The sequence below is a fragment of the Acidovorax sp. KPB24-03 genome (assembly GCF_057546605.1).
Map to the genome: position 1 here is coordinate 1 of NZ_BAAJYR010000072.1, position 15624 is coordinate 15624.

Here is a 15624-nt window from a genome sequence, read left to right on the forward strand (position 1 = left end):
CAGTTGGCTGATGGCTTCCTTGCCCTGCAACTGCCGGAACTTGCAATTGCTCTCCCAGGGCGGTTTGGATCGTGACGCGGCGGGTCATGTTTTGCAGGCCCGTGTATCGGACCGTTACATTGAAATGGCCGCGATCATATATCGCTGTGCGGAAAGTCCGGAAATTTTTACCCCAGTCGCCGATGGGACATTGCGGCAGGGTTTCGTGACTCACCCGCAAATGAGGTAATCGATGCCCTCTTGAATTCCGGGCGCGCGCCATGGCGCTTTGTTTGTCGCGCGAGGCAGGGGTTTGCGGTGAACTGGAGCGCCCATCCATCGAATGAGGTGCCCGCATGCCCACCCGCCCCCATCGTTGCCGACTGCCGATCCTCCCAACCGGCGCGCTGCCCCTGGCGGCGGATGCCTTGAAAGGAGAACGCCCATGACGCTCTACACGACGGACTATCTGGAGTATTACCTGACCCTGGTGGGCTGGCTGGTCCACAACGGGATCTGGAACGTGCTGGTCGCCAGCGGCGTGTTCGCGATCCCGTTCCTGACCATCGTGATCCAGGAGTGGCTCAAGGCAAGCTCCGAAGGGGCCGACGAGGGCAACAAGGGGGTGTTGAGCGCCCTGCGGATCGAGAACCGGGTGTTCGTGGCGATCGTGGTGGTGCTGTTCGGGGGCATCCCGTTCATCGATGTGGATCTGTCCACGATCCGCTTCGACGCATCGCGCTCCACCCAGTGCCAGACGACGGTGCCCACGCCTGCGCAGACGGGCTGGAGCCAGTCGTTCACGACGCTGAATGACCAGTCGGCGAAGGTGCCGGTGTGGTGGTTCTTCCTGCATTCGATGAGCAAGGCAGTGACGGGCGCGGCGGTGGCGGCGATTCCCTGCGGCACGGATTTGCGGCAGATGCGGATGGAAGTGGATGCCACGCGCATCGACGATCCGGTGCTGGCCCAGGAGGTGTCGGATTTCTCGAAGGACTGCTACGGGCCGGCGCGGGCGCGGTTGTTCATGCAGCGGCCCGATCTGGACGCGGCGCAGGGCAACGAGGTGACCTGGATCGGTTCGCGGTTCTTCGTGGACACGGCGGGGTATTACGACCGCTACCGTTCACGCACGCCGCGCGAGGGATGGCCCTACGAGGCCGAGCGGGATGCGGGCCTGGCCGAAGTCGCCAGCGGCGGGGGCTACCCGACGTGCCGCCAGTGGTGGTCGGATGGTGAGACGGGTCTGCGGGCGCGGCTCCTGGCCCAGGTGAGCCCGACGCTGCTCACGCGTCTGGCCAATTACGCGGGGTTCGTGTCCCGCAGCGAGCTGGACGATTCGGTGATCCGGGCGATTGCGGCACCGCGCCAGCAGAAGCTGAACCAGGGGGAGGTGTACACGGACTATGGCGGGCAGATCGACAAGACGTTCTTCAACGATCTGGCGCGCGGGGCGGGCAACGTGGGGCTGGCCCTGGGTGCGCCGGGCTTCTTCCCGGCGATGGATGTGCTGCGCCAGGCCCTGCCCATGGTGTTGTCGCTGCTCAAGATGGCGTTGGTGATCTGCCTCCCGATGGTGCTGGTGATCGGCACCTACGACCTCAAGGTGCTGATGACGAGCAGTTGCGTGTTCTTCGCGCTGTACTTCGTGGATTTCTGGTTCCAGCTGGCCCGGTGGATCGACAGCACGATCCTGGATGCGCTCTATGGCTGGGGCTGGGGGTGGAACCGCCCGATGACGAACTTCAATCTCGCGATGGGCCTGGACAATGCGTTCGGCGACATGCTGCTGAACTTCGTGATGGCGACGATGTTCGTCGTGCTGCCGATGCTCTGGGTGACGGCCTTGGCCTGGGCGGGCCTGCATGTGGGCAATGTCCTGCAAGGGCTGCGCGATGGCACGGGCGGTGCTGTCGGTGCCGCCCGGCAAGGCACTTCCACGGTCAGCGCCGTGATGAAGTGAACACGGCGCGCGCTGGGTGGCGGGCAGCCGCGGCCCCGGTTAGGGTTCGCGGTCCCACAGGTGTCCGTGGTCCACCCGGACATGGTTCTCGTAGTACCCGAACCCCTCGTCGCCATCGCGCCACTGTCCCGCTTCTTCGGGCAAGACGGAACACACCGTGCCGTAGCCGACGGCGAACAGGCACAGCCCCAGGATCGGCGCGATCCAGACGAGTGCGGACAGCAGCACCAACAGCAGCGCGGCCTGGACGATCCAGAGGATGGCGCGTGCGATGCCGAACGGCAGGCCCTGCCCCATCGCCCAACCGATCAGGCGCGCTTGCCGCCGCCGAAACGCCACACGGCGGTGGCCCAGCCAACGACCGCAGCGCTCGGCCTGGCGCGCCGTTCTGGTCGGGTTGCTCATGGTGGATTCCTCCTGGTTCTCACGGCCAAAAAGGCCAGGTCAAAAGCAAAGCGGTCCGTGACCAGCGGTTCAAAAGGTCCACGGACCCCAAGGGCAAGGGGCCATAAGGGTGAACGGGCCTACCCGGAAAGGGTGCAGGACAAAAGGAAAAGGGGAAAAGGCCCGCCCGCAACCGCAACCCATTCACCATTCGCCCACCCGGTCATCGTGGCCCCGGCCCCATGGAGTACCTCGGCACGCGCGGCACGTCGCCCGTGATGCCGAATTCCCGCTTCGCCAAGGCTTTGAGGTAGGCTTCGATGACTTCCAGGCTGTCGGGTGCCTGCGGCGCGGCGGTGACCTTCTCCACCGGCTCGCCGGATTCCCAGCGGTCCAGGCGGTCGGCCCAGTCCTGCATCATCATCCGCCGCTGCTCCACATAGTCCGCATGGTTGTAGGCGGCGCGGATCTGGTCGGGGTCGGCATGGGACAGTTGGACCTCGATCCATTCCTTGTGGTAGCCCAGTTCGTTGAGCGCGGTGGAAATGGTGGCGCGGATGCCATGCCCAGTCAATTGGTCCCGGTAGCCCATGCGGTGCAGCGCGCCGTTGAGGGTGTTTTCGCTGATGCGCATCTTGAGGCTGCTGCGGTGGGGCAGCAGGTAGCGCTGGGCGGGGCGATGGGACTGGGCCTGCAGCAGTTGCCGCACGATGGTGATGGCCTGCCGGGGCAGCGGCACGATGTAGGGCGGGATGGTCTTGCCCAGACGGCGCAGTTTCATCTGCAGTTGCTTGACGAGGACGGGCGGGATGATCCACAGGCCCCGCTCCAGATCGAACTGGTCGGGCGTGGCCGAACGCAGTTCTCCGGTGCGAACACCGGTCAGCAGCAAGAGCATCAAGCCCTGCCGCGTGCTGTCCAGTCCGCCGTAGCTGCGCAGCGCCCGCAGGAACGACGGGATTTCCTCCATGCGCAGGAAGGGGTTGTGCGAGACGGGCGGCTTGGGCAGGGCGACGATATCGAGGTCGCTGGCGGGGTTGTAGCGCAATCCTTTCTCGACCATGGCATAGCGGAACATCTGGTTGAACCAGGTGCGGACTTTCTCGGCGGTGGTGAAGGCTTTGCGGCGCTCGATGCGGCGCAGCACCTCCAGCAGATGGGGCTGTTCGACCTCGAAGATAGAATGCTTGCCCAGCGTGGGAAGTACGTCCCTGGCGAAGATGCGGTCGATCTGCGACAGGGTGCTTTGCCGGCCCGTCTTGAGGCTCAATGCCTTGAAGTCGCGCCAGGTCTGAAAGACTGCCTTGAACGTGTTGAGGGGAGCGGCCAGGGTTTCGGCCTTGCATTGCGTCCGGTAGGTGCGCGGGTCGATGCCTTTGACCAGTTGGCTGCGCAGCTCGTCGCGCTGTTCACGGGCCTGCTTGAGGGACAGTTCGGGATAGGGACCGAGCGCCACGCGCTGCTGCTTCGATGCCCAGGAAAAGCGGAAGTGCCATTTCTTGGCACCCTTGCCGCTGACGAACAGCACCAGACCATCGGTGTCGTTGAGCGTGTAGTTTCGACCGGTGGTCCGGGCCTGTCGAACGACTGCATCTGTCAATGCCATGGGGCACTCTCCTCAGATTTGAAGAGAGGTGTACCGACCGTGTGGGGGCTTGGCAGCAAACAATCCGCTCCACCGCGTGACCGTATTCCGTGTACTAGTTTATGTACTACTTTGGGCCGGTTGGCAGTGGAATTCAGCGGAACTCGCTGGACGACCCACAGGGCGTTACCCCTGTGGAATCAATGGCCTACGGACCTTGGTAGATGTCCATAGAAGAGAAACTGGAGCGGGAAAAGAGTCTCGAACTCTCGACCTCAACCTTGGCAAGGTTGCGCTCTACCAACTGAGCTATTCCCGCATTTACCGAAGCCTCACATTGTACAACGTTTGCATCGATGGGATGAATTGTAGCGCAATTTTCGGAGGCTTTCGACAAATTTCCATCAATGCTTCACAGAGCCTGCAGTGGTAGAGGTTTTTTCCTCTGGCGCAGGCACTGCCGCAGCGATTTCCTCGTCGGTGAGCGCGATCGGCTTGCGCTCGAGCGCCACTTCCAGCACCTTGTCGATCCACTTCACCGGCACGATTTCCAGCCCGCTCTTCACGTTCTCGGGAATCTCCTGCAGGTCCTTGACGTTCTCTTCGGGGATCAAGACGGTCTTGATGCCACCACGCAGTGCCGCCAACAACTTTTCCTTCAGCCCACCGATCGCCGTCACCTCGCCTCGCAAGGTGATTTCTCCGGTCATCGCCACATCGCCCCGCACAGGGATCCCGGTCAGCGCCGAAACGAAAGCGGTCGTCATGGCCGCGCCGGCGCTGGGTCCATCCTTGGGCGTTGCACCATCAGGCACGTGGATGTGGATGTCGCGCTTTTCAAAGGTCTCGTCCTTGATGCCAAGCATGCGAGAGCGGCTACGCACCACGGTTCGTGCCGCTTCCACCGACTCCTTCATGACATCGCCCAGCGAACCGGTGCGCGTGATCACGCCTTTGCCGGGCATGGTGGCCGCTTCGATGGTGAGCAGATCGCCCCCCACTTCGGTCCATGCCAAGCCGACCACCTGCCCCACCTGGTTCTGCTGCTCCGCACGGCCATAGGTGTATTTGCGCACGCCAAGATAGTCGGGGAGGTTGTCCGCAGTCACCACGACTTGCGGCGTCAGTTGCTTGAGCTGCAACCCCTTGACCACCTTGCGGCAGATCTTGGACAACTCACGCTCCAGCGAACGCACCCCTGCTTCGCGCGTGTAGTAGCGAACCACGTCCCGCACCGCCGACTCGGTGACTTGCAGTTCCTCATCTTTGACGCCGTTGTTGCCCATCTGCTTGGGCAGCAGGTACTTCATGGCGATGTTGGTTTTCTCGTCTTCGGTGTAGCCCGACAGGCGGATCACTTCCATCCGGTCCAGCAGCGCCGGCGGGATGTTCATCGAATTGGAGGTCGCGACGAACATCACGTCGCTCAAATCGAAATCGACTTCGACGTAGTGGTCGCCGAACTTGTGGTTCTGCTCGGGATCGAGCACTTCCAGCAGGGCGCTCGAAGGGTCGCCCCGGAAATCCGTACCCAACTTGTCGATTTCGTCCAGCAGGAACAGCGGGTTGCGCGTACCGACCTTGTTCAGGCTCTGCAGAACCTTGCCCGGCATGGCGCCGATGTAGGTCCGGCGGTGACCGCGGATCTCCGCTTCGTCACGCATCCCGCCCAACGCCATGCGCACGTATTTACGCCCGGTGGCCTTGGCAATCGACTGCCCGAGCGAGGTCTTGCCAACGCCAGGGGGCCCCACCAGGCACAGAATAGGGGCCTTGACCTTGTCCACGCGCTGCTGGACCGCGAGGTATTCCAGGATGCGGTCCTTGACCTTGTCGAGGCCGTAGTGGTCTTCATTGAGCACGCCCTCGGCATTGGCAAGGTCGTGCTTGATCTTGGTCTTTTTGCTCCAGGGCAACCCGGTGAGCACTTCGATGTAGTTGCGCACCACCGTGGCTTCGGCGGACATGGGCGACATGAGCTTGAGCTTTTTAAGCTCGCTGTCCGCCTTCTTGCGCGCATCAGCGGGCATCTTTGCAAGCTTGATCTTCTTTTCGATCTCCTCGATGTCTGCGCCTTCCTCGCCTTCGCCCAGCTCCTTCTGAATGGCCTTGACCTGCTCGTTCAAGTAGAAGTCGCGCTGGTTCTTCTCCATCTGGCGCTTCACGCGGCCACGGATCTTCTTGTCGACATTGAGGATGTCTACTTCGCGATCCAGCTGCTCGAAGAGGTTTTCGAGACGCAGCTTCACATCCGACAGGTCGAGCACAACCTGCTTGTTTTCCAGCTTGAGCGGCAGGTGGGCGGCAATGGTGTCCGCCAAACGCCCTGGATCGTCGATGGCGGAGATCGAGGTGAGGATTTCCGGAGGAATCTTCTTGTTCAGCTTGACGTACTGGTCGAACTGCTGCATCACCGCGCGGCGCAGGGCCTCGATCTCGCTGGGTTTGGTCTCGCCCTCCTGCGCTTCCACAGGCGCCACGGTCGCGGTGAAATGCGTTTCGTTGTCCTGGATGGCGGAAACGAGCGCTCGCTGCTGCCCTTCGACCAACACCTTGACGGTGCCATCGGGCAATTTCAGCATCTGCAGGATCGTGGAAACGCAACCCACGTCGAACATGTCCGAGACGAGCGGCTCGTCCTTGGCGGCGGTTTTCTGGGCGACCAGCATGATCCGCCGGTCGGCGTCCATGGCCAATTCCAACGCCTTGATGCTCTTGGGGCGTCCCACGAACAGTGGGATCACCATGTGGGGGAAGACCACAACGTCGCGCAACGGCAGCAACGGCAGGTCGATGGGGGTGGCAGGCAGTGGGGTGTGTCCGGACATGGAAATCCTCATGAAGCTGCTTGGAATATGGTCCAACAGCGAGATTTTTCAACCCACCAAGATCACCGGTGAAGCGAAGGCGATGGGTTGCAGGCGAAGAGGACTGCAGGCGGCTGCTGCGTTACCGGCGGGCCGCGCCTCAGGCTTTCTTGGCGGCCTCTCGGTACACGAGCAGGGGCGCCTTGTTTTCCTCGATGGTGGACTCGTCCACCACCACTTTTTCCACATTGGTGGCATTGGGAAGGTCGAACATGGTGCTGATCAGCGATTGCTCCAGTATCGATCGCAAGCCACGGGCGCCGGTCTTGCGGGCGAGCGCCTTACGGGCAATGGCCTTGAGCGCCGCAGGGCGAATCTCCAGATCCACGCCCTCCATGGACAGCAGCTTGTTGTACTGCTTGACCAGTGCGTTCTTGGGCTCCGTCAGGATCTGGACCAGCGCATCTTCGCTGAGTTCGGCCAAGGCCGTCACGACGGGCATGCGGCCCACCAGTTCGGGAATGAGGCCGAATTTGATCAGATCTTCCGGCTCGATCTCGGTGAACACCTCGGTCAGGGACCGTTGCTTCTTGCTCTTGACCGACGCGCCAAAACCGATGCCCGAGGCCTCCGTGCGGTTCTCGATCACCTTCTCCAGGCCCGCGAACGCGCCGCCGCAGATGAACAGGATGTTCGTCGTGTCGATCTGCAGGAAGTCCTGGTTGGGATGCTTGCGGCCACCCTGCGGGGGCACGCTGGCCATGGTGCCTTCGATGAGCTTGAGCAGCGCCTGCTGAACCCCTTCGCCCGACACGTCGCGCGTGATGGACGGGTTGTCCGACTTGCGGGAAATCTTGTCGATCTCGTCGATGTAGACGATGCCGCGCTGGGCCCGTTCCACCTCGTAGTTGCAGCTTTGCAGGAGCTTTTGCACGATGTTCTCGACGTCTTCACCCACGTAGCCGGCTTCGGTCAGGGTGGTGGCGTCCGCCATCACGAAAGGCACGTCCAGCATGCGGGCCAGCGTCTGGGCCAGCAGTGTCTTGCCCGAGCCGGTGGGGCCGATCAGCAGGATGTTGCTCTTGGACAGCTCCACATCGTCCTTGCCGGCCTTGTCCTTGTGGCGCAACCGCTTGTAGTGGTTGTACACGGCCACGGCCAGCGTGCGCTTGGCGAAGTCCTGGCCGATGACGTAGCTGTCCAGGTTCGCCTTGATCTCCGCGGGGGTGGGAAGGTCGCCACGCGATTCGCGCGTGCCGTCGGCTGCGGGAAGCTCGTCGCGAATGATTTCATTGCACAGGTCGATGCACTCGTCGCAGATAAAAAACCGACGGACCGGCGATCAGCTTCTTTACCTCGTGCTGGCTTTTGCCGCAGAAGGAGCAGTAAAGGGTTTTTTCGCTGGAAGAGCCTTTTTTCTCGGCCATGGGGGCAATGCCTCGTGTTGCGGAACGTTGTCGGGATGATAACGAAAATAAAAAAACGGCGTCTTCCCTGGGGAAAACGCCGCGTATTCCCTTGCGGAGCGATCAGGGGCGCTTGGCGATCACCTGATCGACCAGACCGTATTCCTTGGCTTCATCGGCCGTGAGGAAGTAGTCGCGCTCCGTGTCGTTCTTGACCTTGTCCAGGGGCTGTCCGGTGCGTTCCGCCAGGATGCGGTTCATCTGATCCTTGGTACGCAGAATGTCGCGTGCGTGGATTTCGATGTCCGTCGCCTGGCCGCGGGCTCCGCCCAGCACCTGGTGGATCATGATCTTGGAGTTCGGCAGCGAAAACCGCTTGCCCTTGGCACCGGCGGCCAGCAGGAAGGCGCCCATGCTCGCGGCAAAGCCCACGCACATGGTAGACACATCGGGCTTGATGAACTGCATGGTGTCGTAGATCGCCATGCCGGCCGTGACGCTGCCGCCCGGGGAGTTGATGTAGAACGAGATGTCCTTGTCGGGGTTCTCGCTTTCGAGGAACAGCAACTGGGCCACCACGAGGTTGGCGGTCTGGTCATTGACCTCGCCCACCAAAAAAATAATGCGCTCTTTCAGCAGCCGCGAATAGATGTCGTAGGAGCGTTCGCCACGCCCCGACTGCTCGATGACCATGGGGACCATGCCCAAGGCTTGTGTTTCCAGTGCACTCATGTTTTCTCCTGTCATGCGGATACTGTACCCAGAAATGAATTGGGGCTTGTGCACGCAAGCACAAGCCCCCGATGTCATCCAGCCGCCAGAAACCGCAATCGGGCGGTCCGGCGGCAGCAGCGCATCAGCCCTGGCCCATCAGTTCGTCGAAGGAAACGGACTTGTCCGTCACCTTGGCCTTGCCCATCACGAAGTCGGTCACGTTGTTTTCGATGACGACGGCCTCGACTTCGGCCAGACGCTGGCGGTCGCCGAAGTACCAGCGCACGACGTCTTCCGGCTTTTCGTAGCTGGCGGCCAGTTCGTCCACGTGGGCCTTCAGTTGCTCAGGCTTGGCGTGCAGTTCATTGGCGCGCACCAGTTCGGCCACCACAAGGCCCAGGCGCACGCGGCGCTCGGCCTGGGGACGGAACACGTCTTCCGGGATTTCGGCCTTGTCGGCGTCCTTGATGCCGCGTTGCTTCAGGTCGGCACGGGCGCCTTCCAGCAGGCGGGCGATTTCGGCCTGCACGCTGGCATTGGGCAGATCCAGCTCGGCCTTGGACACCAGGGCGTCCATCACGGCCTGCTTGTTGCGGGCCAGCAGGCGGAACTTGACTTCGCGTTCCAGGTTTTTCTTGATGTCGGCGCGCAGGCCGTCGACCGTGCCGTCGGCGATGCCGAGGGACTTGGCGAGCTGCTCGTTCACTTCGGGCAGGTGGGCGGCTTCGATCTTCTTCACGGTGACCATGAAGTCAGCCGTCTTGCCGGCCACGTCCTTGCCGTGGTAGTCCTCGGGGAAGGCCAGCGGGAAGGTCTTGCTTTCGCCGGACTTCATGCCACGAACGGCGTCTTCGAATTCCTTGAGCATCTGGCCTTCGCCGACCAGGAACTGGAAGTCTTCGGCCTTGCCGCCGGAGAAGGTTTCGCCATCGATCTTGCCTTCGAAGTCGACCGTCACGCGGTCGCCGTCTTCGGCGGCGGCGGCTTGCGCACGCTGGGCGAAGCTGCGGCGCTGCTTGCGCAGGATGTCGATGGTCTTGTCGATGGCGGCGTCGGTGACTTCGGCGGACAGCTTTTCGACTTCGGCACCGGCCAGATCGGCGATCTTGACCTCAGGGAACACTTCGAAAATGGCGTCGAAGGTGACCTGGCCTTCCGGCGCGCCGTCTTTTTCGGTGATGCGGGGCTGACCGGCCACGCGCAGGTTGGCTTCGTTGGCGGCCTGGGCGAACGCCTCGCCAACCTTGTCGTTCAGCACTTCGTACTGGACCGAGTAGCCATAGCGCTGGGCCACGACGTTCATCGGCACCTTGCCAGGACGGAAACCGTCCATCTTCACGGTGCGGGCCAGGCGCTTGAGGCGCGAGTCGACCTCGGACTGGATCGCGGTGAGGGGCAAGCTCAGCGTGATCTTGCGCTCGAGCTTTTCAAGGGTTTCAACAGTAACGGCCATGGCTCTTCCTCTATGAATATGGGGGACCGTGACGGCTGCTTTTGCAGCCGCACCGTGGTGCGCGGGGGGGGACTCGAACCCCCACACCATTGCTGGCGTCAGGACCTAAACCTGGTGCGTCTACCAATTTCGCCACCCGCGCAAACTTACAGACAAAACAGGCGACCGGCAGGGCCGGCCACCTGTGTGAAATTGGTCAACCTTCGATTTTACCTTGTCGGCGGACCGCCTCCGGTCACGCCGGTTTCGGCGCGTGCGGATCGGGCTCTTTCACGCGGAACCAGGCCGCGTACATCGCCGGCAGCGCCAGCAGCGTGAGCACCGTCGCCACGATCAGGCCGCCCATGATGGCCACGGCCATCGGGCCCCAGAACACGCTGCGCGACAGCGGGATCATGGCCAGCACCGCCGCGGCGGCCGTGAGCACGATGGGGCGCAGCCGGCGCACGGCCGACTCCACGATGGCGTCCCACGCGGGCACGCCCCGCGCGCGGTCCTGCTCGATCTGGTCGATCAGGATGACGGAGTTGCGCTGGATCATGCCCATGAGTGCGATCACCCCCAGCAGCGCCACGAACCCGAACGGCCGGCCCAGCAGCAGCAGCGCCCCCGCCACCCCGGCAATGCCCAGCGGCCCGGTAAGGAACACCAGCACCGCGCGGCTGAAGCTGTGCAGCTGGAGCATGAGCAGGGTGAACGTGATGAACAGCATGATCGGCACGCCCGCGGCGATGGAGGCCGAGCCCTTGGAGCTTTCCTCCACGGCACCCGCCACCTCGATGCGGTAGCCGCCCTGGCCGGCCGCATGCCACTTCGCCTCCAGCTGCCGCAGGCCGGGCACCAGCGCTTCGGTGACGGTCGCGCCCTGCAGGCCTTCGATGACGTCGCCTTGCACGGTGATGGCGTAGTCGCGGTTCTCGCGCCACATCACGCCCGGCTCCCAGGTGAACACCGGCCGCGCGATCTGCGTGAGCGGAATCGACTTGCCCGAGGCCGTGGGCAGGTAGGCATTGGCCACGTCGGTGATGGCCTTGCGTTCGTCCGGCGGCTGGCGGAACACGATGTCGATGAGCTTGTCGCCCTCGCGGTATTGGCCCACGGTCGTGCCGGTGAAGACGGTGCGCGCGGCCTGGGCGATGGACTGGCTGGTCACGCCCAGGGCGCGGGCCTTGTCCTGGTCCACTTCCAGGCGCATGACCTTGACGGATTCGTTCCAGTTGTCGTTCACGCCGCGCATCTGCGGGTGGTCGCGCAGGATGGCCTTGACCTCGTCGGCCCGGGCGCGCAGCACGGCGGGATCGGTGCCCACCACGCGGAACTGCACCGGGTAAGGCACGGGCGGCCCGTTGGGCAGCAGCTTCACACGCGCCCGCACCTCGGGAAACTCGCGCGCCATGAGCTCGGGCAATCCGACGCGCAGCGACTCGCGCACGCGCAGATCCTGCGGGATCACGATGAACTGCGACACGTTGGTCTGCGGAAAGACCTGGTCCAGCGGCAGATAAAAGCGCGGCACGCCCGAGCCCACCCACACGCTGACGGTGGACACCCCCGCCTCGGCCCGCAGGCGCTGCTCGACGCGGCGCGTGACCTCTTCGTTGGCTTCGAACGAGGTGCCTTCCGGGAACCAGATGTCCATCAGGATTTCGGGGCGGCTCGAATCCGGGAAGAACTGCTGCTGCACGCGGCCCATGCCGACGATGCCGAGCGCGAAGGTGGCCACCGTGAGCCCGATGGTGATCCAGCGGTAGCGCACGCACCAGTCCACGCAGCGGCGAAAGACGTTGTAGAACCCGCTGTCGAACGCCTCGTGCGGCTGGCCGTCCGGGCCGGTGTGCACGTGCGGCGGCTTCTTGAGCAGCAGCGTGCCCAGGTACGGCACGAAGTACACCGAGACCAGCCACGACAGCACCAGCGCGATCACCGTGACGGCGAAGATCGCGAAGGTGTATTCCCCCGTCACCGACTTGGCGATGCCGATCGGCAGGAAGCCCGCCGCCGTGATCAGCGTGCCGGTCAGCATCGGCATGGCGGTGATCTCGTAGGCGAAGGTGGCGGCGCGCACCTTGTCGTAGCCCTCCTCCATCTTGCGCACCATCATTTCGACGGCAATGATGGCGTCGTCCACCAGCAGGCCCAGCGCGATGATGAGCGAGCCCAGCGAGATCTTGTGCAGCCCGATGTTCCAGTACCACATGGCCAGGAACGTGACGGCCAGCACCAGCGGAATGGTGATGCCCACCACCAGGCCCGGGCGGACGTCCAGCGTCCAGCGCTTCCACAGCGGATGGCGGCCCGGGCGCTTGTGCAGCCCCAGCGCCAGGAAGCTCACGGCCAGCACGATCACCACGGCTTCAATCAGCACCTTCACGAACTCGTTGACCGACGAGGACACCGACTTGGGCTGGTCCTGCACGTTCACGAACCGCACGCCGGCCGGCAGGGTCTTTTCGATGTTCTGCGTGGCGGTTTTCAGCGCTTCGCCCAGGCGGATGATGTCGCCGCCCTTGGCCATCGACACGCCGAGCGCGATCACTTCCTGGCCCTGGTGGCGCACCTTCACGGCCGGCGGCTCCACGTAGCCGCGGTGGATATCGGCGATGTCGCCCAGGCGCAGCTGCGCGCCCGAGGCGCCGCGGATCGGCATGGCGCGCAGGTCTTCGACCGCACCGAACTGCCCGGCCACGCGCACCTGGACCTGGTCCTGCGGCGTCTGGATGATGCCGCCGCTTTCCACCGCGTTCTGCTGGCCCAGCTGCGACAGCACCTGGTTCATGTCCAGGCCCAGCTGCGCGAGGCGCTTTTGCGAGATTTCGATGTAGAGCTTTTCGTCCTGCACGCCGAACTGCTCGACCTTGGCCACGTCGGGCACGCGCAGCAGTTGCTGGCGCACGTCGTCGGCGAAGGTCTTCATCTCGGCGTAGCTGAAGCCCTCGGACTCCAGCGCGTAGATCACGCCATAGACATCGCCGAAGTCATCGTTGAAGAACGGTCCCTGCACGCCCTGCGGCAGGGTAGCGCGCATGTCGCCGATCTTCTTGCGGACCGTGTACCAGACGTTGGGAACGTCGCCGGACTTGGACGAGTCCTTGATGTTGAAGATGATCTGCGACTCGCCGGGCTTGGAGTAGCTGCGGATCTTGTCGGCGTACGGCACCTCCTGCAGCGTGCGTTCGAGCTTGTCGGTGACCTGCTCGGCCACCTGCTGCGCCGTGGCGCCGGGCCAGTAGGTGCGCACCACCATCGCGCGGAAGGTGAACGGCGGGTCTTCGTCCTGCCCGAGCTGGAAGTAGGCGCCAAAGCCCATCAGCATCAGCACGATCATCAGGTAGCGGGTGAGCGCCGGATGGTCGAGCGCCCATTTGGAGAGGTTGAAGCCCTCTTTCGGCTGGATCTGCGTCATGGAGCGGCCTTCAGCGGGCGGACGATGCGGTCGCGGCGGGTGCCGGGCCGGAGGCCGCGGCACTGGCGGGGCTTGCCACGCCATTGACAGCCGTCTGCGCTGGACTGGATTGCGCTGCAGGCGTTTTGGGCTGGTACGGCACGACCTTCTGGCCGGGCGACAGCACGTGCACGCCCGTGGCCACCACCTGCATGCCCGGGGCCAGCCCCGAAGCCACCACGGCCTCGTTGCCGTCGGCCGTGGCGATCTGCACGGCTTGCGACCGCACGGTGCCGCTGGCGGCGTCGAAGACCCACACGGCCGTCTGCTGGCCGTCCTGGCGCAGCGCGCTGGTGGGCAGCTTGATGGCCTGCTGGCCGGCCTGGCCCAGGGCCTCGGGCGTGACGTACACGGTGGCGCCGAGCGGCGGGGCCTCGGCGCCCTCGATGGCCACCTTGATCTGGAAGGTGCGGGTGACGGCATCGGCGCTGGCCGCCACCTCGCGCACCCGGCCGGTCAAAGGCGCGCCGCCCGACCACGACCGCACGGCCACCGGCTGGCCGGCCTTCACGCGAGCGACCTTGTCTTCCGGCACGACGAAGACCACGTCGCGGGGGCCGTCCTGAGCAATGCGCACCACCGGCGTGCCGGCGGACACCACCTGGCCCGGCTCGGCATCGATGCTGGTGACCACGCCCGACACGTCGGCCACCAGCCGCGTGTAGCCGGTCTGGTTGCCCTGCGAGGCCAGTTGCGCACGCGCCTGGTCGAGCGAGGCCTCGGCGGCCTTGAGGGTGGAGGCGCGGCGCTCCAGCTCGGCGCCGCTGATGAAGTTCTGCGCCTTGAGCGCGGCGTAGCGCTGGTAATCGGCGGCGGCCAGGTCCCGTTGCGTGGCGGCGGAGGCCACCTGCGCGCGCGACGCGTCGGCGGCCAGCTGGTAGTCGCGCGGGTCAAGCTGGGCCAGCACCTGGCCCGCCTGCACGCGCTGGCCCAGTTCGGCCTGGCGCTGCACGATCTTGCCCGCCACCCGAAAGCCCAGGCGCGATTCGATGCGCGCGCGCACTTCGCCGGCATATTCGATCTGGGTGTTCAGCGGGGCGGCGCCCACGGTGAGCAGCTTGACCGAGCGCACCGGCTCGGGGGCGGGCTCGGGCTTGGAGCAGCCCACGCCCGCGAGGACGGCCGCGCCGACGGCCAGCCCCCCCATCGCGCGCTGCACCCAAGAAAATGCCCCGTGACGGGGCTGCGAGGGGAACGGCCGGGAAAGCCGCGGCGCGACAGAGGTGTTCATGCTGGTTCCGGGAAAGCGGTTCGTTTTAATGACTGACTGGTTAGTAATCTATGAGAAGCCCCGTCACCTTGTCAAGCGACAATCGCGCCGTGACGCTTCCCTCCTCCGATCCCCGCCCCCGCTCCGCACCGCCCGGCACCCCCCAGGCGCCGGCCGTGACGCACTACGAAAACTTTCCCGTGGCCTCGCTGCTGTGCCCACCGCACCTGCGCCAGCCCATCGCGGCCATCTACGCCTTCGCCCGCGCCGCGGACGACCTGGCTGACGAAGGGGACGCCGGCCCGGACGAGCGCTTGGCGGACCTGGCGGCCTATGGGGCCGAACTTCAGTCCATCGCCGCCGGCCACCCGCCCGGCGCGCGCTGGGCCGCCATCTTCGGCCCGCTGCAGGCCGTGCTGCGCAGCCATGCCCTGCCCGTGCCGCTGCTGGCCGACCTGCTGAGCGCGTTCACGCAGGACATCGCCCGCACGCGGGATGGCGCCGTGTACGCCGACCGGGCCGAACTGCTGGATTACTGCCGGCGCTCGGCCAATCCCGTCGGCCGGCTGCTGCTGCACCTCTACGGTGTGCACGATGCCGAATCGCTCGCGCGCAGCGACGCCATCTGCTCGGCGCTGCAGCTCATCAACTTCTGGCAGGACCTGAGCGTGGACATTCCGC

The 15624-nt window shown here is 64.6% G+C and carries 9 protein-coding genes, 2 tRNA genes and 2 pseudogenes; 2 read left to right on the forward strand and 11 right to left on the reverse strand.

All coding sequences use genetic code 11. From position 1 onward, the window contains the following. On the reverse strand, positions 1 to 214 hold a 214-nt coding region (locus tag AC27KI_RS10735), incomplete at its 3' end, for a hypothetical protein (protein ID WP_487113768.1). Between the two features lie 210 nt (positions 215 to 424). Here AC27KI_RS10735 and AC27KI_RS10740 point away from each other — a divergent pair. Further along, the gene (locus AC27KI_RS10740) at positions 425 to 1942 is read left to right on the forward strand and encodes a conjugal transfer protein TraG N-terminal domain-containing protein (RefSeq protein ID WP_487113770.1); all 1518 of its coding nucleotides are present in this window, start codon (positions 425 to 427) and stop codon (positions 1940 to 1942) included. A gap of 39 nt (positions 1943 to 1981) precedes the next feature. On the opposite strand, the gene AC27KI_RS10745 is transcribed toward AC27KI_RS10740, so the two are convergent. The 10 genes and pseudogenes from AC27KI_RS10745 to AC27KI_RS10790 all read right to left on the reverse strand — a co-directional run bounded on the left by AC27KI_RS10745 (position 1982) and on the right by AC27KI_RS10790 (position 14964). Further along, positions 1982 to 2347 carry a DUF3742 family protein gene (locus AC27KI_RS10745; protein WP_487113772.1) on the reverse strand — a complete coding sequence of 122 codons (366 nt, stop codon included), beginning with the start codon at positions 2345 to 2347 and terminating at the stop codon, positions 1982 to 1984. Positions 2348 to 2699: 352 nt separating this feature from the next. After that, a pseudogene (locus tag AC27KI_RS10750) lies at positions 2700 to 3932 on the reverse strand (tyrosine-type recombinase/integrase); the annotation flags it as partial. Positions 3933 to 4154: 222 nt separating this feature from the next. Further along, positions 4155 to 4230: transfer RNA gene (locus tag AC27KI_RS10755), tRNA-Gly, on the reverse strand. Positions 4231 to 4315: 85 nt separating this feature from the next. Continuing rightward, a complete protein-coding gene (gene lon / locus AC27KI_RS10760) occupies positions 4316 to 6739 on the reverse strand; it encodes an endopeptidase La (RefSeq protein ID WP_317352085.1) in 2424 nt (807 codons plus the stop codon). Between the two features lie 139 nt (positions 6740 to 6878). Beyond that, a pseudogene (gene clpX, locus AC27KI_RS10765) lies at positions 6879 to 8145 on the reverse strand (ATP-dependent Clp protease ATP-binding subunit ClpX). Positions 8146 to 8247: 102 nt separating this feature from the next. After that, positions 8248 to 8856 carry an ATP-dependent Clp endopeptidase proteolytic subunit ClpP gene (gene clpP, locus AC27KI_RS10770; RefSeq protein ID WP_092740460.1) on the reverse strand — a complete coding sequence of 203 codons (609 nt, stop codon included), beginning with the start codon at positions 8854 to 8856 and terminating at the stop codon, positions 8248 to 8250. 124 nt (positions 8857 to 8980) lie between these two features. Next, a complete protein-coding gene (gene tig / locus AC27KI_RS10775) occupies positions 8981 to 10291 on the reverse strand; it encodes a trigger factor (RefSeq protein ID WP_272564309.1) in 1311 nt (436 codons plus the stop codon). Between the two features lie 55 nt (positions 10292 to 10346). After that, positions 10347 to 10433, reverse strand: a tRNA-Leu gene (locus AC27KI_RS10780). 93 nt (positions 10434 to 10526) lie between these two features. Then, positions 10527 to 13694: an efflux RND transporter permease subunit gene (locus tag AC27KI_RS10785; RefSeq protein WP_284428906.1), complete on the reverse strand. Its 3168-nt coding sequence runs from the start codon at positions 13692 to 13694 to the stop codon at positions 10527 to 10529. 10 nt (positions 13695 to 13704) lie between these two features. After that, entirely contained in the window at positions 13705 to 14964 is a 1260-nt protein-coding gene (locus AC27KI_RS10790; RefSeq protein ID WP_487113775.1) for an efflux RND transporter periplasmic adaptor subunit, read from the reverse strand. Positions 14965 to 15014: 50 nt separating this feature from the next. On the opposite strand from AC27KI_RS10790, the gene AC27KI_RS10795 reads away from it, so the two are divergent. Beyond that, positions 15015 to 15624: squalene/phytoene synthase family protein (locus AC27KI_RS10795; RefSeq protein ID WP_487113777.1), on the forward strand; the 610-nt coding region annotated here is incomplete at its 3' end.